Origin of the sequence: Georgenia phoenicis (assembly GCF_047302425.1) — a bacterium.
Classification (GTDB): Bacteria; Actinomycetota; Actinomycetes; order Actinomycetales; family Actinomycetaceae; genus Oceanitalea.
In genome coordinates, this window is sequence record NZ_CP154855.1 from 237,098 (window position 1) to 261,608 (window position 24,511).

Sequence of the window (24,511 nt, forward strand, 5' to 3'; positions counted from 1 at the left end):
CTTGTGGTTACCGAGTAAGTAAGGGAGAGATTACTCAGTAACTATGCCGTGTCAACGGCGCGTCAGGCGCGCCACCGCTCGAGCGCCAAGGCCTTGACCCGCTCGACGTCGGCACGCCGCCGCGCCTCGTCACGGACGGTGGCCGCGACCCCGTAGATCATCCGCAGCGCGAGGGCGACGTCGTCGACGGTCACCCGCGCTGCCACCCGCCCCGCCTCCTGACTGCGCGCCAGCGGTCCGGCGACGAGCTGGGCCAGCCGCTCGTCGCCGTCGTAGTCGACGACGCCCCGGGCGCCGACGACGAGCTCGACGAATCCCACCGACTCGACCATGAGCCCGACCAGCCGCTCGAAGACCCGCTCGAAGGCGTCCGGCCCCGGCTCCGCGCTGAGCTGCTCGAGCTCGGCGAAGTTCTCCTCGAAGACGGCGAAGGCCAGGTCCAGCCGCCGCGGGAAGTGCCGGTAGAGGACCGCCTGCCCCACGCCGGCCGCGCGGGCGATGGCGCTCAGCGGGACGTTGTACCCCTGGTCGGCGAAGAGCTCGCGGGCCGCCCGCAGGAGTGCGCGCCGGTTGTCCGCGGCCGCTGCCGGACCACGGTTGCCCCCTTGTGATGTGCGCGTCATCCTCGCATCATAGGAACCGGACAAGAGTGTCCGGTTTGCCTGAGCAGAGGGAGCAAGGATGACGACCTTTGACCACACCTACGACGTCGTCGTCGTGGGCAGCGGGGCCGCAGGGATGGCGACGGCGCTGGGCGCGGCCGACAAGGGGCTGCGCGTCCTCATGCTGGAGAGCACCGACAAGTGGGGCGGCAACACCGCGATGTCCGGCGGCGGCATGTGGCTGCCCAACAACCCGCTGATGAAGCGCGACCGCGTCGGCGACTCCCGCGAGGAGGCGCTGGCCTACCTCGAGGCCACCGTCGGTGACGAGGGCCGCGCGACGAGCCGCGAGCGCAAGGAGGCCTTCGTCGACGGGGTCGCCGACTTCGTCGACACGGCCATGAAGTACGGGATCGAGCTCGTCCGCTCCCCCGACTACGCCGACTACTACCCCGAGCTGCCCGGCGGGAAGATCGGTCGCGCGCTCGAGGTCAAGCCCTTCGACGTCAAGCGCATCGGCGCCTGGTGGGAGAGCCACACCTCGCCCATCCCGCTGCCCGCCAAGACCGACGACGTGTGGCTGCTCGGCCGCGCGTGGTCCACCCCGGCCGGTTTCGTCCGCGGGGCCCAGTTCGTCTTCCGCGCCCTCGGCGGCGTGGTCAGCGGCAAGAAGCTCGCAGGGATCGGGGCGGGCTGGGCCGCCGCCTTCCTCGACGTCGTCGTCCAGAAGCTCGGCACGGACCTGTGGCTCAGCTCCCCGCTGGAGGAGCTCGTCATCGAGGACGACCGCGTCGTCGGCGTGCGGACCACGCGCGAGGGCAAGGCGGTGACGGTGCGCGCCACGCACGGCGTCATGCTCGCTGCGGGTGGCTTCGACCAGAACGTCGAGTGGCGCCGCAAGTACCACGGCATCGACGGCGCCCCCTCCGGCGCACCGGGCAACCTCGGCAAGCCGATCGACATCGCGGCGAAGGCCGGGGCGGCGCTCGAGCTCATGGACGACGCGTGGTGGGGCGCCTCGATCGAGGCGCTGCCGGGCGGCTCGCCCTCCTTCATCGTGGGCGAGCGGTCGATGCCCTACTCGATCATCGTCGACGCCCAGGGCGAGCGCTTCGCCAACGAGTCGGAGTCGTACGTCGACCTCGGGCACCACATGCTCGAGCACGACAAGGACGGCCCGTACTGGATGGTCTCCGACATCCGCCACGCCCGCCGCTACCTGCGCACCTACGCCATGGACCCGCGGGCGAACAAGCAGATGCAGGACGCCGGGATCATGGTCAAGGCGGACACGCTCGCGGAGCTCGCGGCCAAGCTCGGTGTCGACAAGGAGCGCTTCGTCGCGACGGTCCGCCGCTTCAACGCCTTCGCGCGCTCCGGTATCGACGGCGACTTCGGCCGCGGCAACTCCGCCTACGACCGCTACTACAGCGACCCGACCGTGCGCCCCAACCCCAACCTCGGCCCGATCGAGAAGGGCCCGTTCACCGCCTTCAAGCTCGTCGTCGGGGACCTGGGCACGAAGGGCGGTGTCGTCACCGACGCCGACGGGCGCGCCCTGCGGGAGGACGGCTCGGTGATCGAGGGCCTGTACTCGGCGGGCAACAACTCCGCCTCGGTCATGGGCCGCACCTACCCCGGCCCCGGCTCGACCATCGGCCCGGCCGCGGTGTTCGGGATGCGCGCCGCCCGCCACATGGCGAAGGTCGCCACCCGTGAGACGGCGACGACGGCGACCCGCTGATCCGTCGCCGCGTCGCCTGAAGCGGGTGGTCCCGGTGCACCTGTCCTGCCCCGGGACCACCCCCTCCCGACAGCACACTGACCGCCGACAGCACAGTTAGCGCCGACAGCTCACTTACCGTCGTCCGCCGAGCGCCGTCGCCTCGCCGCCAGGAATGCGTCGATCTCGCGGACGGCGTCGCGGCCGGCCCGGTTCGCCCCGACCGTGGACGACGACGGCCCGTAGCCGATGAGGTGGACGCGCGGCTCGGCGGCGACGCGCGTGCCGTCCATGACGATGCCACCACCCCGCCCGCGCAGCCGCAGCGGCGCGAGGTGGTCGAGCTGGGCCCGGAAGCCGGTGGCCCAGAGGATGACGTCGGCCCGCTGAAAGGTGCCGTCCGCCCAGCGCACGCCGTCGGGCTCCACGCGCTCGAACATGGGCCGGCGGTCGAGGGCACCGCGCCGCGCGGCCGCCCGCAGCGCCGGTGTCCACAGCAGCCCGGTTACGCTGACGACCGACCGTGGCGGCAGCCCGGCACGAACCCGCTCCTCCACCTTCGCGACGGCCTCCCGGCCCTCGTCGGGCCCGAAGGGGCCCTCGCGCCACACGGGCTCGCGGCGGGTCACCCACGTCGTCGACGTCACCTGCGAGATCTCGTCAAGGAGCTGGACGGCGGAGATGCCGCCACCGACGACGACCACGTGCTGCCCGCGGAGCTCCTCCGCACTGACGTAGTCCGCGGTGTGGAGCTGGCGGCCGAGGAAGGTCTCGCGGCCCGGGTAGTAGGGCCAGTAGGGGCGCTGCCACGTGCCGGTGGCGTTGACGACGGCGCCGGCGAGCCAGGTGCCGCGGTCGGTGCGCACCACGAGCGGGCCCTGCGGGTCGTCGTCGGCCCGCTCGACGGCCTCCACGCGCACCGGCCGCACGACCGGCAGCTCGAAGCGCTCCTCGTACTGCGCGAAGTAGCGCGGCAGCGCGGCGTTCGACGGCTCGCAGTCGTCCGGCGGCTCCTGCTCCATGCCGGGCAGGTCGTGGATGCCGTTGACCGTGGCCATCCGCAGCGAGTCCCAGCGGTGGCGCCACGCCCCGCCCGGGCCGTCCTCGCCGTCGAGCAGGACGAAGCTGCGCGCGTCGGCCTCCAGCGCGGACCCGTAGCCGCGTCGCTGCAGGTGGTAGGCCGCGGACAGACCCGCCTGGCCGGCGCCGATGACGACGACGTCCGCCCGGCGCTGCCGGGACGTCTCGCCAGAGGCGGGCGCGCGATCGCGGAGCAGGGTGGGCATGTCACCCTCAACGCACGGACGGGTGCGATCTCTTCCGACGGCCTTCTGCGTCCGCCGTCAGCTCGTGGCCGACGTCGGGGTACGAGCGGAACGTCGTGTCGCAGTGAGTCTCCAGCCAGGTCCGGGCCCGGCGGTGCTGGCTCGGGGTGACGACGTTCTCGCGCTCGCCCCAGCCCGCGAACACGACGGGGCGACGTCGCGCGACTCCCCGGTGCGGCCGCGTCTCCCACAGGAAGCCACCGAGAGCCGCGACGGCGACGATCCGCTCGGGCTCGCTCCGGAGGAGGTGCACGCTGGTCGCCGCCCCCTGGGACCACCCCAGGAGCGCGACCGGGGCCGCGGGGAGCGTGTCGAGCCAGGCGAGGAATCCCCGCCCGACGGCGGTGACCCCGGCCACTCCGTGCGGCGCGAGGTCGACCCACGACCACCGGTCGTCCAGCGGGACGGGCGCCTGGAGGGACGCGGCCACCACGTGGTCGGGCACCAGGGGGAAGAACCGCGCCCAGTCCTCAGCGGTGCCGTAGTACCCGTGGAGCATGACAACCATCGGGCGCCCGTCCGTGATTCCGGTGCAAGGTCATATCGGCACCCCGCGGATCCCTAGGATGCCCAGCGTGAGCCTCACCGCCGTCCCCACCCTCACCGGCAGTCTCGTCACGCTCGAGCCTCTGCGCCGCGACCACGCGGACGAGCTCGCCGTCGCCGTCCAGGACGGTGACCTGCACGAACTCTGGTACGCCCGCGTCCCCTCCCCCGAGACGATGCACGACGACGTCGCGGCCCGCTTGGCCCAGCACGCCGCCGGCCGCGTGGTGCCGTGGGTGCTGCGACGCAACGCCGACGGTGCCGCGCTCGGTGTCACGACCTTCCTCAACATCCGCGAGGACAACCGCCACCTGGAGATCGGGTCCACGTGGATCGCCGCGAGCGCTCAGGGCACGGGCGTCAACACCGAGGCCAAGCTGCTCCAGCTGACCCACGCCTTCGAGACGCTCGGCTGCATCGCCGTCGAGCTGCGCACGCACTGGCACAACCACCGCTCCCGGCGCGCCATCGCCGCGCTCGGCGCGAAGCAGGACGGGGTGCTGCGCAACCACGACCTGTGGCGCGACGGCACGGTGCGCGACGTCGTCGTCTTCTCGATCATCGACCGGGAGTGGCCGACGGTGCGGCTCGGGCTGACCGAGCGGCTGCGCGCCCGGGGCGCGCGCTGAGCGGCCGGTTCGCTACCGGACGAGGTTGAGCGCCCCGACGACGGTGAGCGCGATGACGACCCGGTCGAAGACGTCCTGCCGGATCCGGCCGGCCAGCCAGCGGCCCCCAAGCGCGCCGAGGAGCACGACGGGCACGAGCACGAGGTCGAGCAGCAGCGACGGGCCGGTGATGAGGCCGAGCCCGACGGAGAAGGGCACCTTCGTGAGGTTGACGATCGCGAAGAACCACGCGGAGGTCCCGAGGAACTGCTTGACCGGGAAGCGGGAGGCGATGAAGTACATCGACATCACCGGACCGCCCGCGTTGGCGACCATCGTCGTGAAGCCGCCGAGCGCGCCGTAGCCCCGGGTGAGCCAGCGGTGCGTGCCGTCGGGCTCCTCGCCGCGGGCCGTCGCGGCCCGGCCCGAGCGCCGGCGGACGAGGGTCACCGCGATGACGAGGAGGAGGATGACGCCGATGACCCGGCGCACCCCCGCGTCGTCGGCCAGCGCCAGGAAGACGACGCCGAGGAGCAGCCCGGCCACGACCGTCGGGACCAGCCGGCGGAGCGTCGCCCAGTCGGCGTGGCGGCGGTAGGCGAGCAGGGCGAACACGTCGCCGACGATGAGGAGGACGAGCAGCGCCCCGGTCGACTCCTTTGCGGGCAGCACGGCGGCGAAGATCGCGATCGACACGGTGTTCGACCCGGGCAGGGCCGCCTTGGACAGCCCGACGAAGCCTGCGGCCACGGCGAGCAGCGCCCAATCCACGCCGGTGAGCGCGAGCATCAGCGGGCGGTCCGGTCGCCGTCGCCAGGGATGTCGTCCGCCGCCACGGTCAGAATCGCAGGTCGTGCGCCGCCCGGTACTCCGCGAGCAGCGTGTCGACGACACGCGCCGTGCGGACGGCCGACCGCCCCGTGCTCGGGCAGCTGCCATGGCCGGTCAGCTCGTTGACGACCGTCTGGATGAGCGGCAGCTGGACGGTGGCGGGGTAGGGCGCCTCGATGCGGCGCTCCCCGTCGGCGGTGGTGAGCAGGACGGGCTCCTGCCCGAAGGTCGAGAACTGCAGGGACCCGGCCGAGCCGAGGATGCGGACCTCGTCGCGCGCCTCCTGGGTGCCGTAGCTCCACAGCCCCGTGCCGAGGGCGCCGGACTTCAGCTCGAAGGAGGCGCTGACGACGTCCTCGGCCGACGTCGCCCGGCCGAAGCAGGTGGCGTAGCCGGTGACCCGGGCGACCGGACCGAGCAGGTGGTCGAGGAGGTCGAGGGTGTGCGAGGCGAGGTCGACGAAGTGGCCGCCCCCGCTCACCTCCGGCCGCACCCGCCACGGCACGTCCGCGCCGTCGTCGATGACGGCCGGCTTGGACGCGTGGACGGCGACGGCGTGGACGGTGCCGATCGCGCCGTCGTCAAGGAGCTCCTTCACGGTGACGAAGCGCGGCATGGCGCGGCGGTAGTAGGCGACGAAGAGGGGGAGGCCGGCGCGCTCGGCGGCGGCGATCATCTCCTCGCACTCGGCGGCGGTGCGGGCCATCGGCTTCTCGACGTAGACCGGCTTGCCGGCCGCGAGCACGCGGACGGCGTAGTCGCGGTGCGAGTCGGGCGGCGTGGCGACGTAGACGGCGTCAACCTCGTCGTCGTGGATGAGGGCGTCGGCGTCGTCATACCAGCGCGGGACACCGTGGCGGCGGGCGTAGTCGGCGGCCTTCGCGCCGTCGCGCCGCATGACCGCGACGAGCGAGGACCGCTCGGCCTGCTGGAAACCCGGCCCGCTCTTGACCTCGGTGACGTTCCCGACGCCGATGATGCCCCATCGCACTGTGTCCACCCGCGCGATCGTAGTGGCGGTAAGTGCACTCTCGGCGATAAGTGTGCTGTCGGCGCGAGGGTGGGGAGCTAGAGGTCGGCGACGGCCTTGAAGCTGGCGTCGAGGGCGGAGCGGGTGGCGGTCATGTCCCGCATGGCCACCCCCACGAACAGGCAGTCGACGACGACGAGCTGGGCGATGCGGCTGGCCATCGCCCCGGAGCGGAAGGTCGTCTCGCGGGTGGTCGTCACGAGCGTGATGTCGGCGGTCTGCGCGAGCTTGGAGCCGGGGTGGTTGGTGAGGGCGATCGCCGTCGCGCCCTGCTGGGCGGCGAGGCGGGTCGGGGCGATCGCGTCGGGGGTGCTGCCGGAGTGGGAGACGGCGATGACGACGTCGCCCGGCCCGCGCAGGGACACGGAGGTGAGGGCCGCGTGGCGGTCCTGGTGGTAGACGGCGCTCAGGCCCAGGCGCGAGAGCTTCTGGCACAGGTCCATCGCGGTGACCCCGCTCGCCCCGACCCCGACGATGTCGATCCGGCGGGCCCCGACGAGCGCGTCGACCGCGGCCTCGAGCGCCGGGATGTCGAGCATCGCCGTCGTGTCCTCGACGGCCCGGGCGTCGGCGTAGCCGATCTTCGCCACCACCTGCTCGAGGGTGTCGCCCGCGTCGAGGGTGCCGGAGATCGGCCCGCGGGCCGTGCGGCCCTCCTCGATGCCGGCGGCCTTGGCCAGCGCGAGTCGCAGCTGGGGGTAGCCGGAGAAGCCCATGCGCTTGGCGAAGCGCACGACGGTCGGCGCGGAGGTGCGGCAGCGCTCGGCGAGCGCGGTGATGGACTCACGAGCCACGGAGGTCGGGTCGGCGACGACAGCCTCCCCGACGCGCCGCTCGGCGGGACGCAGCTCGGGCAGCAGCGCGCTGATCCGGCTGACGAGTGCGGCGCCGTCGGGCGGGGCGGCCTCGGCCATGGTGTCCATCCTCCGTCGATGAAACTTACTTTGCATGAATCGTACTAGGGCGTAACTCCTTGACTTCCCCCCGGCGAGGCGGCATCGTCCTCGGCAGCAAGACTGTCACGGGCCCAGCGCCGGGAGTACCACCGAACAGGAGTCGCGATGTCGCCACGAGAGGGCACCCGCTGGGGCGTCGTCGTCGACTCGCCCACCGAGGAGCGCAACCCCCGCACCGTCGACCTCGACGTCGTCGACACCCTCGAGCTGCTCGAGCTCATCAACGCCGAGGACCAGCTCGTCCCGGCCGCCGTCGCCGCCGCGCTCCCCGCGCTCGCCCGTCTCGTCGACGGCGCGGCCGAGCGGGTGCGGGCAGGCGGCACCGTCCACTACGTCGGCGCCGGCACGAGCGGACGCCTCGGGGTCGTCGACGCCGCCGAGCTGCTCCCGACCTTCCGCCTGGAGGAAGGCGTCGTCACCGCCCATCTCGCCGGCGGCCCGCCGGCGATCGTCCGTGCCGCGGAGAACGTCGAGGACGACGCCGCCTCCGGCCGGGACGCCGTCGCGGACGTCGGCGAGCGCGACGTCGTCGTCGGCCTCGCGGCCTCGGGCCGCACCCCCTACGTGGCCGGCGCGCTCGCCCACGCCCGCGAGCGCGGCGCCCTCACCGCCCTCGTCACCTCCAACCCGCGCGGTCGGCTGCTCGACGACGTCGACGTCGCCGTCGTCCTCGACACCGGGCCGGAGGCGCTGACGGGCTCGACCCGGATGAAGTCCGCGACCGCGCAGAAGCTCGTCCTGCACAGCTTCTCGACCGCCCTCATGGTCCGCCTCGGGCGCACCTGGTCCAACCTCATGGTCTCGATGGTCGCGACCAACGAGAAGCTCCGGGCCCGGACCGTGACGATCCTCGCCCAGGCCACCGGCCTCGAGCGCCCGGCCTGCGAGGCGGCGCTCGAGGAGGCGGGCGGCGACCTCAAGGTCGCGCTCGTCACGACCCTCGCCGGTACCGACCCCGCCTCCGCACGCGAGGCGCTCCACGCCGCCGACGGCGTCGTCCGCACCGCCGTGCGCTCCCTGTCCGCCCCGACCCCCAGCAGCCCGTCACGAAGGGAACCATGATGCAACGCCGCATTTTCGCCGCGACAGCGGCCTCCAGTCTCCTCCTGCTCGCCGCGTGCGCGCCGTCCTCCGACGCCCCGGACACCGACGACCCCGACGCCGGCGCCGAGCAGACCGCCGACGGCGGGGAGTGCGCCGAGGATGTCAGCCTGCGCGTGTGGTCCTGGCGCACCGAGGACGCCGACACCTACGAGACGATCTTCGACGCCTTCGAGGAGGAGAACCCGTGCATCACGGTCGACTTCCAGGCCTTCGTCAACACCGAGTACAACCAGATCCTCCAGACCGGGCTCACCGGCAGCGACGGCCCTGACGTCGCCCAGGTGCGCAGCTACGGGCTGCTCCAGCCGCTCGTCGAGGGCGGCAACCTCGTCGCGCTGGACGACATCGTCCCGGAGGTCGCCGAGTTCGACGAGACGATCCTCGCCGGCGCGATCGGCCGCGAGGACGGGCAGACCTACGGCGTGCCATTCGCCTCCCAGACCCTGCAGATGTACTACAACACCGCGATCTTCGAGGAGCACGGCCTGGAGGAGCCGACCACCTGGGAGGAGTTCGTCGAGGTCAACGAGACGCTCGCCGAGGCGGGCGTCACGCCGATGTCCGTCGGCGGGCTCGACGCGTGGATGATGCCGATCGTCCACGACATCCTCGGCTCGGCCCAGTACGGCGGCGCGGAGTTCGAGGAGGCCGTGCTGGCCGGGGACACCGACCTCACCGACCAGGCCTACGTCGACTCCCTCCAGACGGTCGTCGACGTGCAGCAGTACATGCCGGAGAACGTCGTCGGCGTCAGCTACACCGAGTCCCAGGTCCTCTTCACGACCGAGCAGGCCGCGATGTTCCCCGGCGGCTCCTTCGAGCTGGCCTTCTTCCAGGCGGAGAACCCCGAGCTGGAGCTCGGTGTCTTCCAGGTGCCGCCGCCGCCCGGCTCGGCCCTCGACCACCCCGTGACCCCCGCCTACGCGGACGGCAACTGGGGCCTGAGCGCCAACAGCACCCACCCGGAGGAGGCCGAGACCCTCATCAAGTGGCTGGCCGCCGAGGAGTTCGGGCAGATGGTCGCCAACGACCTCAAGCAGTTCTCCCCCGTCCCCGGCGTCACCTTCGAGGACCCGCTCATGCAGGAGATGTGGGACCTGTACCAGGAGAACCCGGCGCCCTACCTCCAGCTCGTCAACTTCCGCTACGGCGACCCGAGCGGCACCGACCTCCTCGGGGCGGGCGTCCAGGAGCTCTTCCTCGGCGACAAGGACCCGGCACAGGTCGCCCAGGACGTCCAGACCGGTCTGTCCGAATGGTTCACCCCGGGCCAGTGACCACGACCCCCGCGCAGACGGCTGCCGTGCAGCCGGGGCAGCGCCGTCGTCGGCTGACGACGGCGGCGCTGCCCACCCGCGTCGCGCTCCTGTTCATCGCCCCGGCGGCGGTCCTCTTCACGATCTTCGTGCTCTACCCGATGGTCACCGCGGTGAGCTACTCGATGTTCTCGTGGCGGGGAACCAGCCAGGAGGAGTTCGTCGGGCTGGCGAACTTCGTCAACCTCTTCACCTCCGAGCCCTACCGCTCGACCCTGCCGCGGGCCTTCGGGCACAACCTGCTGCTCTTCGTCGGCGCGATGGTCGTGCAGAACTCGGTGGGGCTGCTCTTCGCGGTGATCCTGCACCGCCGCGCCCGCTTCCGGCGCCTCTTCCAGGTGCTGTTCACGATGCCCTACCTCGTGAGCCCGCTCGTCGTCGGCTACCTGTGGTCGCTGCTGCTCTCGCCGCTGTTCGGGCCGGTCAACGCCGCGCTCAAGGCGGTGGGGCTCGACTCCCTCGCGCTGCCGTGGCTCGGGACGCCGGGCACGGCGCTGTGGGTGGTCGTCCTCGTCACCGCGTGGCAGTGGGTGGGCTTCCCGCTCCTCCTCCACGGGGCGGCGCTCGGCGGGCTCCCGCCGGAGCTGGACGAGGCCGCCGAGCTGGACGGCGCGTCCGGCCCGCAGCGCTTCTTCGCGATCACGCTGCCGCTCATGACCCCGGTCATCGGCACGGTCAGCGTCCTCACCTTCATCTTCTCGATGGAGGCCTTCCCGATCCCCTACGCGCTGGGCGGGTCCACCGGGGCGCCGGCGGGCGCGACCGACGTCCTGTCGCTCGTCTTCTACCGCACGGCCTTCGAGTCGGGCTCGTCCAACGCCATCGGCACGTCGTCGGCGATCGCGATCCTGCTCTTCCTGTTCATCTTCGTGCTCTCGACCGCCTTCACCCGGTGGTTCCGCCGCACCGAGAGGAGGCTCGGCCAGTGACCGCCATCCCCACGACCCGCCGCCCCGACGGCCTGCCGCCCGTGGTCACCGACCCGACCGAGCGTCCGCGCCGCGGGCGCCGCGACCGGGGCTGGGCCGCCGCGGCGACGACGACGGCGCTGTGGCTCTACGCCGCCGTCGCCGTCGTGCCGCTGCTCATCATGCTGCTCAACTCGCTGCGCACGAACCGGGACCTGGCGACCCAGCCGCTGGGCCTGCCGCTGCAGCCGGACTTCACCAGCTACCAGCGGGCGTGGATCGAGGCGTCCTTCTCGACGTACTTCCTCAACTCGATCGTCGTCACCGTCTCCTCGGTGCTCATCGCGACGGCGGTGTCGTTGCTCGCCGCCTACGCCCTGGCCCGCGCCAAGGGGCGGCTCATGTCGGTCATCGAGGCGGTCTTCGTCTCCGGCCTCATGATGCCCGTCTTCCTCATGATCGTGCCGATCTTCTACCTGCTCGACTCCTTCGGGCTCATCTCCACCCGCTTCGGGCTCGTCATGGTCTACGCGGCGGTGAGCGTGCCGTTCTCGGTCTTCGTCCTCACGACCTTCTTCCGGCAGCTGCCCGGGGAGCTGGAGGAGGCGGCGCGGCTCGACGGCGCCGGGCCGTTCCGGATGTTCTGGAGCGTCATGGCCCCGCTCGTGCGGCCGGCGATCGCGACCGTCGTCGTCTTCCGCTTCGTGCCGATCTGGAACGACTTCTTCTACCCGCTCATCCTCATCCGCAACCAGGAGAACTACACCCTGCCGGTGGGTCTGACGAGCTTCTTCGGGGAGTACCAGACCGACTGGTCCACGCTCTTCGCCGGCCTCGTCATCGCGACCGTGCCGCTCATCGTCCTCTTCCTCGTCGCCACCCGGCAGATCATCGCCGGCCTCACCGCCGGGATGGGAAAGTAGCGGCGTGACCACGGTCCTGGCCGTCGACCTCGGCGGCTCCGGCTCCCGGGCACGCCTCACCGGCCCGGGCGGCGTCCGGGAGGCGAGCGGCGAGCGCCTGCGGGTGAGCGCGGCCGGGCTGGTCGCGGCGCCGCTCGTCACCGCCCTCGTCGAGCGGCTGGGCGTGCGTAGCGGGGAGGTCGACGCCGTGTGCGTCGGCTCCAGCGGGATCCTCACCCTCTCCGACGGGCCGCGGGCGCTGCACGACGCCGTCCGATCCGCCCTCGGTGACGTCCCCGCCGTCGTCGCCTCCGACGCCGTCACCTCCGCGGTGGGTGCGCTCGGCGGCCACCCGGGCGCCGTCGTCCTCACCGGCACCGGCTCGACGGCGTTGGGCACCGACCTTGCCGGCTGCTGGCGCAAGGTGGACGGCTGGGGCCACGTCCTGGGCGACGCCGGCTCCGGTGCGTGGATCGGCATGCGCGCGCTGCAGACGGCACTCGAGCAGCACGACGGGCGCCGTTCCGACGCCGCCCGGCTCCTCGCCGTCGCCGTCGCGCGGCTCGGGGAGCCCGAGACGTGGCCGCGGCAGATCTACACGCGCGAGGACCGGGCCGGGGTGCTTGCCTCCGTCGTCCCCGACGTCGTCGCCCTCGCCGCGGACGACGACGGCGTGGCCCGGGAGATCCTGCGGCTCGCCGGCCGGGAGCTCGCCCGCAGCCTCGCGGCGGCGCTGGGCCCGCCGGTGCCGCCGCGCGCGTCGTGGACCGGCGGGATCCTCCGCTCCGAGGTCGTGCGGGAGGCGCTGAGGGACGGCCTGGCGGAGCTGCGCCCCGACGCCGTCCTCGAGCCCCCGCGCGGCACCGCGCTCGACGGCGCCGACCTGCTCGCCCGCCGCGCGCTGGCCGGAGATCTCGAACCGTCCGAGCCGCTCCTCAGCATCCGCTGAGCCGCCCCGGGCGGGCGCGAGGAGGAGACCGTGTCGCGAGACGTTCAACTGACTCGCCTGGTGAATCAGTTGAACGTCTCCGCACCAGGTCACCCCCTGGCGCCCCGGCCGCGGAGTCAGTAGGAGCCGCGCTCCTCCTGCTCGGTGGCGGTGAACCGGGCCGCGAGCGCCTCGGTGCTGCGGGCCAGGAGCGCGACGTCGGCGCCGACGAGGACGAAGCTCGCGCCGGCGTCGAGGTAGGACTGGGCCACGGCGGGGTCGAAGGCGTTGACGCCCACCGGCTTGCCGGCCGCGCGCACGCCGGCGAAGGCGCGGTGCACGGCGGCGACGACCTCGGGGTGGGTCTGCTGCCCGAGCAGCCCCATGGAGGCGGCGAGGTCGGAGGGACCGACGAAGACGCCGTCGACGCCGTCGACCGCGGCGATCTCCGCGGCCGCATCCACCCCCTCCGCGGTCTCGACCTGGACGAGGAGGGACACGTGCTCGGCGGCGTCGGCGAGGTAGTCGTCCACGCGGTTCCAGCGGGCCGAGCGGGCCAGCGCCGAGCCGACCCCGCGGATGCCGCGCGGCGGGTAGTGGACGGCGCGGACGAGCTCGCGGGCCTGCTCGGCCGTGGAGACCATCGGCACGAGGAGGGTCTGGGCGCCCAGGTCGAGGACCTGCTTGATCGTCACCGGGTCGTGGGAGGGCACGCGGACGACGGGCGTCACCGGGTAGGCGGCCACGGCCTGGAGCTGCAGGAGCGTCGTGCCGAGGTCGTTGGGGCCGTGCTCCTGGTCGATGAGCAGCCAGTCGATGCCGGAGCCGGCGACGATCTCGGCGGCCACGGTGCTGCCCGAGCACACCCAGATCCCGGCGAGCGGGCGGGTGGCGGCGGCGAGCGCGTCGCGCAGCGTGGGGCTCAGACGAAGCGGCACGAGATCGTCCCCATCTCCCGGTAGTCGGCGAGCACGGTGTCGCCCCGCTCCACCCACATGGGGCGGGTGAAGGAGCCGGCGAGGACGATCTCCCCGGCCTCGAGGCGGTCCCCGTGCTGGGCGAGCTTGTTGGCCAGCCACGCGACGCCCGTGGCCGGGTGGTTGAGGACCGCGGCCGCGACGCCAGACTCCTCGATCGTCTCGTTGCGGTAGAGCAGCGCCGAGACCCAGCGCAGGTCGAGGGCGCCGACCTCCACCGGGTTACCGCCGTAGACGAGCCCGCCGAAGGCCGCGTTGTCGCTGATCGTGTCGACGATCGTGCGGCCCTGGAGCTCGATGCGCGAGGAGAGGATCTCCAGCGCCGGGACGACGTACTCGGTGGCGCGCAGGACGTCGAAGACGGTGACGTGCGGTCCCTCGAGCGGGCGGGCCAGCCGAAAGGCGAGCTCGACCTCGATGCGGACGTTGGAGAAGCGGTCGAAGTCGATGACCGAGCCGTTCTCGAAGACGGCGTCGGCGAAGATCGCGCCGTAGTCCGGCTCGGTGATGCCGGTGGCCTCCTGCATGACCCGGGAGGTCAGCCCGATCTTGCGGCCCACGAGCCGGCGCCCGGCCGCGACCCCGCGGCGGCGCCACTCGTTCTGCACCGCGTAGGAGTCGTCGACGGTCATGCCCGGGTACCGGGCCGTGAGCAGCGGGACGGTCGCGCGGTCCCGCTCGGCGGCGGCGAGCTCGTCGGCGATCGCGACGATCGTGCCGTCGTCGAGAGTCGTCATGGCTGGTGCTCCTCATCGAATCCCGTACCCGGACTCCTTGGATCGTATACGAAGAAGAGCGGTCTGTTCCGGTCAGTCGGTGAAGATCTTGCCCACCGGCTCGCGCTTCTCGGCCTGGAAACGGTCCTCGGTGCGCCCGTAGGCCCAATACCCGGAGATCGACACCTGCGAGCGCTCGAGCTCGCGGTGGGCGAAGAGCACGTCGCGCAGCGCCTTGACCGCCTCGCGCTCGCCGTGGGCGAAGGCGCAGACCCGGCCCTCGCGCCAGGGCAGGGCGGCGACGGCGTCGGCGAGGATCGTCGTCGTGCCCGCCGGGGCGTCGCCGCGGTGCAGCCACCGGACCTCCACGCCGGCGGGAGCGCGCAGCGGCAGCTCGTCCTCCGGTCCGCCCACCTCGATGAGCGCGGCGCCCACGGCGTCGTCGGGGAGCACCTCGAGGGACGCCGCGATGGCCGGGAGGGAGGACTCGTCGCCCGCGTAGAGGTGCCAGTCCGCCGTCGGGTCGGCGTTGAAGGCGCCGCCGGGGCCGGAGAGGACGACACGCTCGCCGGGCTGCGCGCGCTCGGCCCACGGGCCGGCGAGGCCCTCCGCGCCGTGGACGACGAAGTCGATCGACAGCCACTGCTCGGCCTCGTTGACCTCACGCACCGTGTAGGTGCGGGTGACCGGCAGGTCCTCCGGTGCCAGGTGCTCACGCAGGGCGGCGACGTCGTAGGGCGGCTCGAGGCCGAGCTCGGGCTTGGCGAAGAAGATCTTCACGTAGCTGTCGGTGCAGCTGCTGGGCTCGAAGGAGGAGAAGTTCGGCCCGCCGAGGTAGAGCCGCACCATGTGCGGGGTCAGCTGCTCGCGGCGGATGACCTCGAGGATCGTCTGGGGCTTCCGGCGGCGGACGGGACGGTCGGTCACAGGTCTCCTTTTGGCGATATCTCGGGCAAATTCCACTGTACTCGACGCTTCTCGGACGTCTCCAGGGTGCCCACGCCTCAGCGGGTGGCCTCCTCGAGCAGCTCGACGACGTGCCGGTAGGGCCGCCCCGTCGCCGCGGTCATGCCCATCTCGCAGGTGCGGTTGCACGAGGCGTAGCCGTCGAAGGGGCCCGCCGCGCACTCGACGGCGGAGATCTCGGCGGCCTCCCGCTCGGTCGCGCCGGCCGGCAGCTCGGGGTGGAGCATGCCGCGGTCACCGGCGGTCCCGCAGCAGCCCCACTCGACCGGCACCGTGACCTCCCGCGCCACGGCGCCCGCGACGGCGGTGAGGTCCTCGACCGCACCGAGGTGGACGGCCGAGCAGGTCGGGTGGACGGCGAGCCGGTCGAGCAGCGCGTCCTGTGGGACCGTGAGGCGCCCGAGCAGGTGGGTGCGGGTGAAGGTGACGGCATCGACGACCCGGACCTGGGCCCAACGCGCGGCCGCGTCCCCGGTGAGGCGCGATCCGATCGACTCCAGGCCGTGGGTGCAGCTCGTCGCGTCGCACACGAGTGGGAGACGGCCGCCGTCGGTCAGCGACCACACGGACTCGGCGACGCGGGAGGCCATCTCGGCCGCGCCGTCGACCAGGCCCTTGGACTCCCACACCGTGCCGCAGCACAGGCCGTCGATGCCGTCGGGCACGACCAGGCGCACGCCCGCCCGCTCGCACAGTGCGGCGAAGGCCGCTCCGGCGCCGAGGCCGTCCCCCTCGGCCGCGAAGAGCGAGCCGATGCAGGCGGGGAAGAAGACGGCGTCGTACCGGGCCGGGAACAACTCTGCTGTCGGCGAGGGGGTTGGTGGGGGGAGCGGGAGGGTGCTGCGGGCGCGGCCGGGACCCGGCAACCCGCCGTCGACGTGCGGGACCGTGTCACGCCCGCGCTGGCCGACGACGGCGCGCACCGCCGTCGTCGTCGCGGACAGGACCGGCCCCGGCACGTGGTCGGCGGCCGCGAGCGCCCCGCGCAGTGCCGCCGTCGCCGGCTCCCACGCCTGGGCGAGACGGCGGCCGACGGCCTGGGCGACCGGCCCGTTCGCGGCGGCCCGGCGCTGCTTCATGACGGCACCGGTGTCGATGTCGACGGGGCAGGCCACCCGGCACAGGGAGTCGGCCGCGCAGGTCTGGACCGCGGCGTAGTCGTAGTCCCGCTCGAGCTCGGCGCGCCGCTCCGGCCCGGAGTCGGCGGCCTCGCGGAGCAGGGCGATGCGCTGGCGCGGGGTCGTCGTCGTGTGCCGCGACGGGCAGGCGGGCTCGCAGAAGCCGCACTCGACGCAGCGGTCGAGCTCGGGGTGGACCTGCGGGTAGCGCTTGAGGTCGCGCAGGTGGATCGTCGGGTCCTCGCTGATGACGACGCCCGGCGCGAGGATGCCGCGCGGGTCGCACAGCCGCTTGATCTCGCGCATGACCCCGTACAGCTCGTCGCCGTACTGGCGCCGGACGAAGGGCGCCATCATCCGGCCGGTGCCGTGCTCGGCCTTGAGCGAGCCCCCGGCGTCGAGGACGAGCCCGGTGAGCTCCTCGCTGAAGGCCGCGTACGCGTCGCGGGCGCGGGGGTCGCCGAGGTCGGGACTGATCATGAAGTGGAGGTTGGCGTCCTTGGCGTGCCCGAAGGTCACGGCGTCGGCGTAGCCGTAGCGCGCGAGCAGCCCCTCCAGCGAGCTCACCGTGCCGGTGAGCGCCGAGCGGGGGACGACGACGTCCTCGAGCATCGCCGTCGTCCCGGTGGGTCGGGCTCCGGCGACGGCGGCGTACAGGCCCTTGCGCACCTGCCACATCGCCGCCCGCGAGCGGGGGTCGGTGCTCAGCGGCGTCGCGACGACGGGTGCGGTCCCGGCCAGGAACGGCTCGGCCCCGGCGACCAGCGCCGCCAGTCCCTCGGGGGTGGCGTGCTGCAGCTCGACGAGCAGGGCGGTGTGCCTGTCGACCGCGAGCTCGCGCAGCACCGGGTCGGCGCGCGGGTCGCGCTGGGCCACCCGCAGGGCCGCGGCGTCCATGAGCTCGACGGCCACCGCGCCCGTCGCCGCGACGGCGGGCAGCGCGGCGGTGGCCGAGCCGATCGAGTCGAGCACGAGCAGTGCGGTCGCGGCGTGCGGGAGCAGCGGCACGGTCCGCAGGGTCACCTCGGCGAGGTAGGCGAGCGTGCCCTCGGACCCGACGACGAGGTGGGCGAGGATCTCGACGGCGGAGTCGTGGTCGAGGAGGGCGTTGAGCCCGTAGCCCATCGTGTTCTTCATCGAGAACTGGTGCTCGATCGCACGGCGCAGCTCCGGCCGCGAGCGCACATGGTCGCGCAGGCGCAGGAGCCCGGCGTGAAGCTCGGGCTCGCGGGCGGCGAGGAGCGCGTCGGCGTGCGGAGCGGCGGTGTCGATGACCGTGCCGCTCGGCAGGACGAGGACCATCGAGTCCAGGGTGCGGTAGGCGGTGGCCGTCGTCCCGGACGTCATCCCCGAGGAGTTGTTGGCGACCACCCCGCCGATCGTGCAGGCGATCTCGCTCGCCGGGTCGGGGCCCAGGCGCCGGCCGTGCCGGGCCAGGGCGGTGTTGACCCGGCGCAGGACCGCCCCCGGCTGGCAGCGCACCCGGGCGCCGCCGTCGAGCACCTCGATGTCCTGCTGGTGGCGGCGGGCGTCGACGAGGACGCCGTCGGTCACCGCCTGCCCGGACAGGCTGGTGCCACCGGCGCGGAAGGTGAGCGGCACGGGGGCCGGAGAGCGTCCGGCGGCGGCCATGACGGCGGCAACCTGCTCCACCGAGGTGGCCGTGACGACCGCGCCCGGACGCAGCAGGTAGTGGGAGGCGTCGTGGGCGAGGCGGGCGCGGTCTGTCTCCCGGGTGCTCAGGCCACCGGGGCCGGCGGCCGCCGCGACGGCCGTGAGGTCAAGGGGCGAGCCCCTGTCGGAGCTAAGTGCACTCTCGGCGGTAACTGCACTGTCGGCGACAAGTGAGCTGTCGGCGGTAACTGCACTGTCGGCGACAAGTGAGCTGTCGGCGACAAGTGAGCTGTCGGCGGTAAGTGAGCTGTCGGCGGGGTGGGGGGACGGGTGGGCGGGCCCGGTGACCCAGGCCCGCCTCCGCCCGTCAGAGCGAGTCACGCAGCGCCACCGCACGCTCCCGCAGCTCGGTGGCGGCCTCCTCGCTCAGCGTGTCCGGCCGCTTGGGCGCGTCGAGGTGCTGGATGAAGCGGTCGAGGGCGCGGACCGCCTGGGCGCTGCGGCCCTCCTCGAGGTGTCGCTCGGCCTGGTCGAGGGCGGCCGTGAGCTGGCGGACGATGGGGCCGGCGACGGCGCCGTCGGCGACGTAGCCCTCGAGGGCGGTCCGCAGACCGCCGAGGCTGCCGTCCGCGTAGAGGCGGTAGTCGTCGGCGAGCTCGTCGAAGGCGGCGAGCTCGTCCTCCCAGCCCGCGATGATCTCGTCGGGGTGGACCCCGGCCTCGAGCTGGAGGCGCACGTCCTTGTCACCGGTGAGGCGGTCGATCCAGCACGTGTCGGCCTCGGTCTCGCAGCGCTGGGTCGGGTAGATCGTCCCCTCGCGCCAGTCCACGCCCTCGGTGTCGTAGAAGGCCTGAAGCACGTGGAGCCCGGTGCGGACCGGCACGTAGGCGGCGGGGTCGGTGATGTGGAGCTGGACGCCGCCGGACAGCTTCCCGGCCTGCTTGCTCGTCGTCGGGTTGGCGAACATCGGGCGGAAGTGCACGCCCTCCAGGCCGCGGGAGTTGAGGTCCTCGGCCAGCTCGTAGGCCCCGAGCTCGTCGATCGCGGCGTGCCCGATCCACAGGAAGGGCGTCGTCGTGCCGCGGCCCTCGGAGGCGTCGAGCGACTCGATGAGGCCGGTGCCGGCGTAGGCCCACGCTGTCTCGATCGTCGGGATGTTCGGCGAGGGCAGCACCCACTCCAGCCCGTAGCCGGTGACGAAGTCGTCCGGGTCGTAGCCGGTCATCTCGACGACGTGGAAGTTCTCGACCGGGTGGGGCACGAGCTCGCCGTTGAACAGGGAGCCGAGCTCACCGACGGTGAGCCCATGCTCCATGGGGATCTCCCGCAGCCCGACGAAGGAGGAGAGGGCGACATCGAGGACGGGCCCGTCCATCCTGTCGCCGAGCGGGTTCGGGCGGTCGAGCACGATGAAGTCCTTGCCGAACTCCCCGGCCGCGTCGATCGCGTAGTACATCGTCCAGATGTAGGTGTAGAAGCGGGCGCCGATGTCCTGGATGTCGAAGAGGAGGACGTCGACGTCCTCGAGCATCTCCGCCGTCGGGCGCTGGGTGGCGCCGTAGAGGGACCACACGGTGAGCCCGGTGCGCGGGTCCTCGTAGCTCTCGACCGCTGCGCCTGCAGGCGCCCCGCCGAGGATGCCGTGCTCGGGCGCGTAGAGGGCGGTCAGCTCGTAGTTGCCCTCCTCCTCGCCGGCGATGAGGAGGTCCATCGAGTGCGTGAGCTCGGAGTCCACGCCGGTGGGGTTGGTGATGAGACCGACCCGCTTGCCGTCGAGGAGGGCGAGCTGGTCCGGGTCCTCCAGCAGCCGTTCGATGCCGAGCTCGACGGTCGGTCCGTCGGCGGGCTGCGCGGCCGCCCCGGTAGCTGGTCCCACCGGTGCGGTCGGTTCCGCCCCGATCGAGCCGCTGACGAGGGCGACGGCGGCGAGGGCACCCAGCGCCGGGCCCCACTGCCTGAGACGTCGTACGAGCATCGCGTGTCCTTTCACGGTGGGTGGCGGGGCGACCGCTACCTCACGACGCCCCCTCGCCTCGTAGACGGCGGGTCCCCCCACCCGCCTGCGGCCACTGTGACGCAGGGACCACACCCGCGTCAAGAAGTGACGCGCCTTGTCGGAACGCGTCATCAACTTCCATCGTCAGGACATCGTCATGGGATCCTGAGGGCATGCCCCGGCGTCCGTATCGATCGGGTCATGCGTCCTCGGCCGAGAGGGGTAGCCTGGGCACCGTCGACTCACAGGGAGGGGTCATGGACCGCCGCGCGCGAGCCCGCGCAGGTGCCGCGCTCGTCATTGCTGCGGCGCTGGCGGCCTGCGGCGAGCCCGCGAGCGACGAGGCCGCCGTCGACCCCTCCGCCGGCATGGCGACGGTGACCTTCCGCCTGTGGGACGACGCCGCGGCGGACGCCTACCGCGAGTCCTTCGACGCCTTCAACGCCGTCCACCGTGACATCCACGTCGAGGTGGAGGTTGTCCCCGAGCCCGGGTACGCCGACCGCACCGCCTCGGACCTCGCCGACGGCACCATGGCCGACATCTTCTGGACCACGAGCGACGCCGTCGCCGCCCACGCGCACGCCGGCGACATCGTCGAGCTCGACGAGGCGCTGGGTGAGGACCTCGAGGAATGGGAGCCGGCCGTCACCGAGCTCTACACGCGCGACGACGGCCTGTGGGCCGTCCCGCAGCTGTGGGACTCGACCGTGCTCTTCTACAACACGGCGCTCGTCGAGCGGGCGGGCGTCGACCCGGAGGCCCTGGTCTGGGACCCGGACGCGGGACGCGAGGAGACGCCCACCGGCGGCGCCACGCCCGCGCCCGCCACGGACACCCTGCGCCAGGCCGTCCGTGCGCTGACCCGCGACGGCGCCGGTCACGCGGCCACCGACGGGGGCTTCTCGCCGCAGGACGTCACCGAGCACGGGATCAACCCCGACCTCACGGCGCCCGCCGTCTGGCTGCCGCTCCTCGCCCAGCTCGGCGGCCTCCCGCCGACGGGCGACGACCTCTCCCTCACCACCCCCGAGGCGCGGGCGACCTTCGACTACCTCACCCGGCTGCCCGCGGCCGCGTCCCGTGTCGCCACCCCCGCCCGCGAGCTCTTCACGACCGGGCGCCTCGCCCTCTTCTGGTCGACCTCCGCCGACATGCGCCACGTCGCCGCGGGCACCGACGTCGACTGGGGCCTGGCACCCGTGCCGAGCGGCCCGGACGGCACCGTCGCCGTCGCCGACGGCGTGGGCGCGGCAGCCAACGCGGCCTCCGCGGACCCGGAGGCGACCGCCGAGGTGCTCCGCTGGCTGGCGTCCACGGACGGCCAGTCGGCACTGGCCAGCCACGGCGTGGGCATCCCCGCCGCCACCGGCGCGCAGGAGCTCTTCCTGCGCTCGTGGGCCGACCGCGGTGTCGACGCCTCGGCCGCCGTCGACCCCCAGGAGCTCGTCACGGCGGCGAGCGGACCACGGGCACGGGAGGTGCTCACGGCGGTGCGGCCCGTGCTCGACCGCATGTTCCGCGGCGAGCTGCCCGTCGCCGAGGCGCTGGCCGCCGCCGACCAGGTGCTCGCCCCCTGAGGAAAAAGCCGTGACACGCCTCGCGCGCCCTTCCTACCCTGGAGACACACGGGAAAGGAGGTGGTCCGAGACATGATCTCTACTTGGACGCGTGAGGTGGCTGCCCGCTAGCAGTCCACGGACGGACCTGCCGGTCCCTCCGCCGACGGCGGCGAGATCCCGGCAGTCACCGGCACCCGCGGGAGCCGTGGCTCGTCCACCACGGCGCCCTGGCCAGGCCAGGAGCCCGCGGGTGCTCCCCTGCCCTGGCAGGCTGTCCTCCATGGACCTTCGCATCTTCACCGAACCCCAGCAGGGCGCCTCCTACGCCGACCAGCTCGCCATGGCGCAGCGCGCCGAGCAGCTGGGCTTCTCCGCCTTCTTCCGCTCCGACCACTACCTGCGCATGGGCGACGGCGACCCGCTGCCCGGCCCGACCGACGCGTGGACGACGCTCGCCGGCCTCGCCCGGGAGACCTCGACCATCCGTCTGGGCACGCTCGTCACCTCCGCCACCTTCCGCCTCCCGGGCGTGCTGGCGATCCAGGTGGCCCAGGTCGACGAGATGTCCGGCGGCCGGGTCGAGTTCGGTCTGGGCACCGGCTGGTTCGAGGAGGAGCACCGCGCCTACGGGATCCCCTTCCCGGACAGGCGCTTCGGCCTGCTGACCGAGCAGCTCGAGGTCCTCACCGGCCTGTGGTCCACCCCGGTGGGCGAGACCTTCAACCACAGCGGCGAGCACTACACGCTCGTCGACTCCCCCGCGCTGCCCAAGCCGGTGCAGGACCGGGTGCCCGTCGTCGTCGGCGGCAACGGGCCGCGCCGCACGCCCGCCCTCGCCGCGCGCTTCGCCACCGAGTACAACCAGGCCTTCCCGGAGAAGGCCACGATCGGCGCCCAGCGCGACCGCGTGCGCGCCGCCTGCGAGGCCGTGGACCGCGACCCCGACGAGCTCGTCTACTCCGTCGCGCTCATCGCCAACGTCGGCCGCGACGAGCAGGAGGTCGCCCGCCGTGCCGCGGTCATCGGCCGCGAGCCCGAGGAGCTGCGCCGCAACGGCCTGGCCGGCTCGCCGCAGGAGGTCCTCGACGGCCTGGGCGCACTCGCCGAGCAGGGCATCACCCGCGTCTACCTCCAGTGCATGGACATGACCGACCTCGAGCACCTCGACCTCATCGCCTCGGACGTCATGGCGCACCTGGACACCGGGGCATGAGCGACGACGGCGCGCCCCGCCCCCCACTGCGGGTGGGCCTGCACCTGGGCTACTGGTCGGCCGGCCCGCCGGCGGGGGCGGAGCGCGCCGTCGAGCTCGCCGAGGCCGCCGGCCTCGACTCCGTGTGGACCGCCGAGGCCTACGGCTCGGACGCCCTCACCCCGCTCGCCTGGTGGGGCGCGCGCACGAACCGCCTGCGGCTGGGCACCGGGATCGCCCAGCTCTCGGCGCGCACCCCCACGGCGATGGCGATGGCCGCGCTCACCCTCGACCACCTGTCCGGTGGCCGCTTCGTCCTCGGCCTGGGCGCCTCGGGGCCGCAGGTCGTTGAGGGCTGGTACGGGCAGCCCTACCCGCGTCCGCTCGAGCGGACCCGCGAGTACGTCGACGTCGTCCGCCAGGTGCTGCGACGCGAGGGACCGGTCCGGGCGGAGGGCCGCCACTACCGCCTCCCGCTGACCGACGAGGGGACGACCGGGGAGGGCAAGGCGCTGCGCCCCACCCTCCACCCGCTGCGGGCGGACCTGCCGATCCACCTGGCGGCGCAGGGACCGCGGAACGTCGCCCTCGCCGCGGAGATCGCCGACGGCTGGCTGCCCGCCTTCCACTCCCCGCGCCTCGACGGGTGGGCGCGCGAGCAGCTGGCCGAGGGCTTCGCGCGCCGCTCCCACGAGCTGTCACCGGCGGAGCGCTTCGAGGTCAACGTCAGCCTGCCGGCCGCCGTCGGCGACGACGTCGAGGCGGCCGCGGACCTGCTCCGTCCGCACCTTGCGCTGTACGTGGGCGGCATGGGCTCGCAGCGCTCAAACTTCCACCGGGAGGCCGTGGAGCGCCTCGGACACGAGGCCGCGTGCGCGGAGGTCGCCCGGCTGTGGGCGGCCGGGAACCGGGAAGGTGCCGCCCGCGCGGTACCCACCGAGCTCGTGCTCGACGTCGCGATCGCCGGACGGCCCGAGCAGCTGCGCGCGCAGCTCGCCGCCTGGCACGGGACGGTCGCCACGGGCGTCCTGCTCCAGCTGCCGCCCGCCGCCGTCCCCGCCGTCGTCGAGGCCCTCGCGGTCTGATCCACCCCACGGCGGCGCGGCGGTACGGTGCGCCCATGACGGAGATCGAGATCGTCGAACGTCCCCCCTCGCTCGTCGTCGGCCTGCCCGTCCTCGCGCGGTTCCAGGACCTCGGCACGCTCGTCCCGGCGGCGTGGCGGTCCCTGGCCGGCACCCTCGGCGGCCGGCACCCCGACACTCTCGCCGAGCTCAGCGTCGACCTCGGCGACGGGCGCTACCACGAGACCGTCGGCGTGCTCCTCGAGCTCGACGCAGGAGCCGCCCCGTTCCCCGGTGCCGTCGGCTCGCTCGTGCCGGGCGGTCGCTGGGCCCAGGTGCCGCACGACGGTCCCACCCGCACCATCGCCGACACCTTCGGCCGCCTGCTGGCGTGGATCGAGGAGCAGGGCGAGCACGCGGGACCGCACAAGCTCGACACCGGCTACCGGCTGGACGGCGGGGCCGAGCGACACGTCCTCGCCGTCGGTCTGCGGGCCGCGCCGCCTGCCTGACGGGTTATGCTCGGC

At 73.4% G+C, this 24,511-nt stretch carries 22 protein-coding genes; 11 read left to right on the plus strand and 11 right to left on the minus strand.

Translation table 11 applies throughout. The features are described from left to right. Positions 1–62: 62 nt before the first annotated feature. The gene (locus tag AA0005_RS01215) at positions 63–623 is read right to left on the minus strand and encodes a TetR family transcriptional regulator (protein ID WP_413451612.1); all 561 of its coding nucleotides are present in this window, start codon (positions 621–623) and stop codon (positions 63–65) included. Between the two features lie 58 nt (positions 624–681). Here AA0005_RS01215 and AA0005_RS01220 point away from each other — a divergent pair, with 58 nt between their 5' ends. Beyond that, positions 682–2,346, plus strand: a complete 1,665-nt coding sequence (locus tag AA0005_RS01220) for an FAD-dependent oxidoreductase (protein ID WP_413451613.1) — start codon at positions 682–684, stop codon at positions 2,344–2,346. 110 nt (positions 2,347–2,456) lie between these two features. Here the strand turns inward: AA0005_RS01220 and AA0005_RS01225 are convergent, their stop codons facing one another. Further along, positions 2,457–3,611, minus strand: a complete 1,155-nt coding sequence (locus AA0005_RS01225; protein WP_413451614.1) for an NAD(P)-binding domain-containing protein — start codon at positions 3,609–3,611, stop codon at positions 2,457–2,459. A 7-nt stretch (positions 3,612–3,618) separates the two neighbouring features. Continuing rightward, the gene (locus AA0005_RS01230) at positions 3,619–4,158 is read right to left on the minus strand and encodes an alpha/beta hydrolase (protein WP_413451615.1); all 540 of its coding nucleotides are present in this window, start codon (positions 4,156–4,158) and stop codon (positions 3,619–3,621) included. A 58-nt stretch (positions 4,159–4,216) separates the two neighbouring features. Between AA0005_RS01230 and AA0005_RS01235 the strand changes: the two genes are divergently transcribed. Further along, positions 4,217–4,825 (plus strand): GNAT family N-acetyltransferase, encoded by a 609-nt coding sequence (locus AA0005_RS01235; protein ID WP_413451616.1) that lies wholly within the window; start codon positions 4,217–4,219, stop codon positions 4,823–4,825. Positions 4,826–4,837: 12 nt separating this feature from the next. Here the strand turns inward: AA0005_RS01235 and AA0005_RS01240 are convergent, their stop codons facing one another. The 3 genes from AA0005_RS01240 to AA0005_RS01250 form a co-directional block, all read right to left on the minus strand. Further along, entirely contained in the window at positions 4,838–5,593 is a 756-nt protein-coding gene (locus AA0005_RS01240) for a sulfite exporter TauE/SafE family protein (protein ID WP_413451617.1), read from the minus strand. 49 nt (positions 5,594–5,642) lie between these two features. Continuing rightward, positions 5,643–6,635 (minus strand): Gfo/Idh/MocA family protein, encoded by a 993-nt coding sequence (locus AA0005_RS01245; protein WP_413451618.1) that lies wholly within the window; start codon positions 6,633–6,635, stop codon positions 5,643–5,645. Positions 6,636–6,703: 68 nt separating this feature from the next. Next, positions 6,704–7,579 (minus strand): MurR/RpiR family transcriptional regulator, encoded by an 876-nt coding sequence (locus AA0005_RS01250; RefSeq protein ID WP_413451619.1) that lies wholly within the window; start codon positions 7,577–7,579, stop codon positions 6,704–6,706. Between the two features lie 147 nt (positions 7,580–7,726). Here AA0005_RS01250 and AA0005_RS01255 point away from each other — a divergent pair, with 147 nt between their 5' ends. From AA0005_RS01255 to AA0005_RS01275, 5 genes are read left to right on the plus strand one after another with little or no spacing between them, the layout of a single operon-like run. Next, positions 7,727–8,683, plus strand: a complete 957-nt coding sequence (locus tag AA0005_RS01255; protein WP_413451620.1) for an N-acetylmuramic acid 6-phosphate etherase — start codon at positions 7,727–7,729, stop codon at positions 8,681–8,683. Next, the gene (locus AA0005_RS01260) at positions 8,683–10,002 is read left to right on the plus strand and encodes an ABC transporter substrate-binding protein (RefSeq protein ID WP_413451621.1); all 1,320 of its coding nucleotides are present in this window, start codon (positions 8,683–8,685) and stop codon (positions 10,000–10,002) included. Before AA0005_RS01255 ends, AA0005_RS01260 begins: the two co-directional genes overlap by 1 nt. Next, positions 9,999–10,970, plus strand: coding sequence for a carbohydrate ABC transporter permease (locus AA0005_RS01265; RefSeq protein WP_413451622.1), 972 nt, complete (start codon positions 9,999–10,001; stop codon positions 10,968–10,970). The genes AA0005_RS01260 and AA0005_RS01265 overlap by 4 nt, the downstream gene beginning before the upstream one ends. Continuing rightward, positions 10,967–11,872 (plus strand): carbohydrate ABC transporter permease, encoded by a 906-nt coding sequence (locus tag AA0005_RS01270; RefSeq protein ID WP_413451623.1) that lies wholly within the window; start codon positions 10,967–10,969, stop codon positions 11,870–11,872. The genes AA0005_RS01265 and AA0005_RS01270 overlap by 4 nt, the downstream gene beginning before the upstream one ends. A 4-nt stretch (positions 11,873–11,876) precedes the next feature. Then, the gene (locus AA0005_RS01275) at positions 11,877–12,800 is read left to right on the plus strand and encodes an N-acetylglucosamine kinase (protein WP_413451624.1); all 924 of its coding nucleotides are present in this window, start codon (positions 11,877–11,879) and stop codon (positions 12,798–12,800) included. Between the two features lie 116 nt (positions 12,801–12,916). Here AA0005_RS01275 and AA0005_RS01280 read toward each other — a convergent pair whose 3' ends face one another. From AA0005_RS01280 to AA0005_RS01300, 5 genes are all read right to left on the minus strand, one after another. Further along, positions 12,917–13,717 carry an HpcH/HpaI aldolase family protein gene (locus tag AA0005_RS01280; protein WP_413451625.1) on the minus strand — a complete coding sequence of 267 codons (801 nt, stop codon included), beginning with the start codon at positions 13,715–13,717 and terminating at the stop codon, positions 12,917–12,919. Next, positions 13,702–14,493, minus strand: a complete 792-nt coding sequence (gene hpaH, locus AA0005_RS01285) for a 2-oxo-hept-4-ene-1,7-dioate hydratase (protein WP_413451626.1) — start codon at positions 14,491–14,493, stop codon at positions 13,702–13,704. Before hpaH ends, AA0005_RS01280 begins: the two co-directional genes overlap by 16 nt. 72 nt (positions 14,494–14,565) lie before the next feature. Next, positions 14,566–15,399, minus strand: a complete 834-nt coding sequence (locus AA0005_RS01290; protein ID WP_413451627.1) for a siderophore-interacting protein — start codon at positions 15,397–15,399, stop codon at positions 14,566–14,568. 77 nt (positions 15,400–15,476) lie between these two features. Continuing rightward, the gene (locus tag AA0005_RS01295; RefSeq protein ID WP_413451628.1) at positions 15,477–18,551 is read right to left on the minus strand and encodes an FAD-binding and (Fe-S)-binding domain-containing protein; all 3,075 of its coding nucleotides are present in this window, start codon (positions 18,549–18,551) and stop codon (positions 15,477–15,479) included. After that, the gene (locus tag AA0005_RS01300; RefSeq protein WP_413451629.1) at positions 18,538–20,145 is read right to left on the minus strand and encodes an exo-beta-N-acetylmuramidase NamZ domain-containing protein; all 1,608 of its coding nucleotides are present in this window, start codon (positions 20,143–20,145) and stop codon (positions 18,538–18,540) included. Before AA0005_RS01300 ends, AA0005_RS01295 begins: the two co-directional genes overlap by 14 nt. A 278-nt stretch (positions 20,146–20,423) precedes the next feature. On the opposite strand from AA0005_RS01300, the gene AA0005_RS01305 reads away from it, so the two are divergent. The 4 genes from AA0005_RS01305 to AA0005_RS01320 all read left to right on the plus strand — a co-directional run bounded on the left by AA0005_RS01305 (position 20,424) and on the right by AA0005_RS01320 (position 24,496). Then, positions 20,424–21,746 carry an ABC transporter substrate-binding protein gene (locus AA0005_RS01305; RefSeq protein ID WP_413451630.1) on the plus strand — a complete coding sequence of 441 codons (1,323 nt, stop codon included), beginning with the start codon at positions 20,424–20,426 and terminating at the stop codon, positions 21,744–21,746. Between the two features lie 262 nt (positions 21,747–22,008). Further along, positions 22,009–22,941, plus strand: coding sequence for an LLM class F420-dependent oxidoreductase (locus AA0005_RS01310; RefSeq protein ID WP_413451631.1), 933 nt, complete (start codon positions 22,009–22,011; stop codon positions 22,939–22,941). Between the two features lie 26 nt (positions 22,942–22,967). Then, positions 22,968–24,005, plus strand: a complete 1,038-nt coding sequence (locus AA0005_RS01315) for an LLM class F420-dependent oxidoreductase (protein ID WP_413453046.1) — start codon at positions 22,968–22,970, stop codon at positions 24,003–24,005. 35 nt (positions 24,006–24,040) lie between these two features. After that, entirely contained in the window at positions 24,041–24,496 is a 456-nt protein-coding gene (locus AA0005_RS01320) for a GyrI-like domain-containing protein (RefSeq protein WP_413451632.1), read from the plus strand. Positions 24,497–24,511: the final 15 nt, after the last annotated feature.

Excerpts from the sequence above, each read along its gene's own strand:
- AA0005_RS01215 (WP_413451612.1), bottom strand. The coding sequence starts at position 623 with ATGACGCGCACATCACAAGGGGGCAACCGTGGTCCGGCAGCGGCCGCG.
- AA0005_RS01220 (WP_413451613.1), top strand. The coding sequence starts at position 682 with ATGACGACCTTTGACCACACCTACGACGTCGTCGTCGTGGGCAGCGGG.
- AA0005_RS01225 (WP_413451614.1), bottom strand. The coding sequence starts at position 3,611 with ATGCCCACCCTGCTCCGCGATCGCGCGCCCGCCTCTGGCGAGACGTCC.
- AA0005_RS01230 (WP_413451615.1), bottom strand. The coding sequence starts at position 4,158 with ATGGTTGTCATGCTCCACGGGTACTACGGCACCGCTGAGGACTGGGCG.
- AA0005_RS01235 (WP_413451616.1), top strand. The coding sequence starts at position 4,217 with ATGCCCAGCGTGAGCCTCACCGCCGTCCCCACCCTCACCGGCAGTCTC.
- AA0005_RS01240 (WP_413451617.1), bottom strand. The coding sequence starts at position 5,593 with ATGCTCGCGCTCACCGGCGTGGATTGGGCGCTGCTCGCCGTGGCCGCA.
- AA0005_RS01250 (WP_413451619.1), bottom strand. The coding sequence starts at position 7,579 with ATGGCCGAGGCCGCCCCGCCCGACGGCGCCGCACTCGTCAGCCGGATC.
- AA0005_RS01255 (WP_413451620.1), top strand. The coding sequence starts at position 7,727 with ATGTCGCCACGAGAGGGCACCCGCTGGGGCGTCGTCGTCGACTCGCCC.
- AA0005_RS01260 (WP_413451621.1), top strand. The coding sequence starts at position 8,683 with ATGCAACGCCGCATTTTCGCCGCGACAGCGGCCTCCAGTCTCCTCCTG.
- hpaH (WP_413451626.1), bottom strand. The coding sequence starts at position 14,493 with ATGACGACTCTCGACGACGGCACGATCGTCGCGATCGCCGACGAGCTC.
- AA0005_RS01300 (WP_413451629.1), bottom strand. The coding sequence starts at position 20,145 with ATGCTCGTACGACGTCTCAGGCAGTGGGGCCCGGCGCTGGGTGCCCTC.
- AA0005_RS01305 (WP_413451630.1), top strand. The coding sequence starts at position 20,424 with ATGGACCGCCGCGCGCGAGCCCGCGCAGGTGCCGCGCTCGTCATTGCT.
- AA0005_RS01310 (WP_413451631.1), top strand. The coding sequence starts at position 22,009 with ATGGACCTTCGCATCTTCACCGAACCCCAGCAGGGCGCCTCCTACGCC.
- AA0005_RS01320 (WP_413451632.1), top strand. The coding sequence starts at position 24,041 with ATGACGGAGATCGAGATCGTCGAACGTCCCCCCTCGCTCGTCGTCGGC.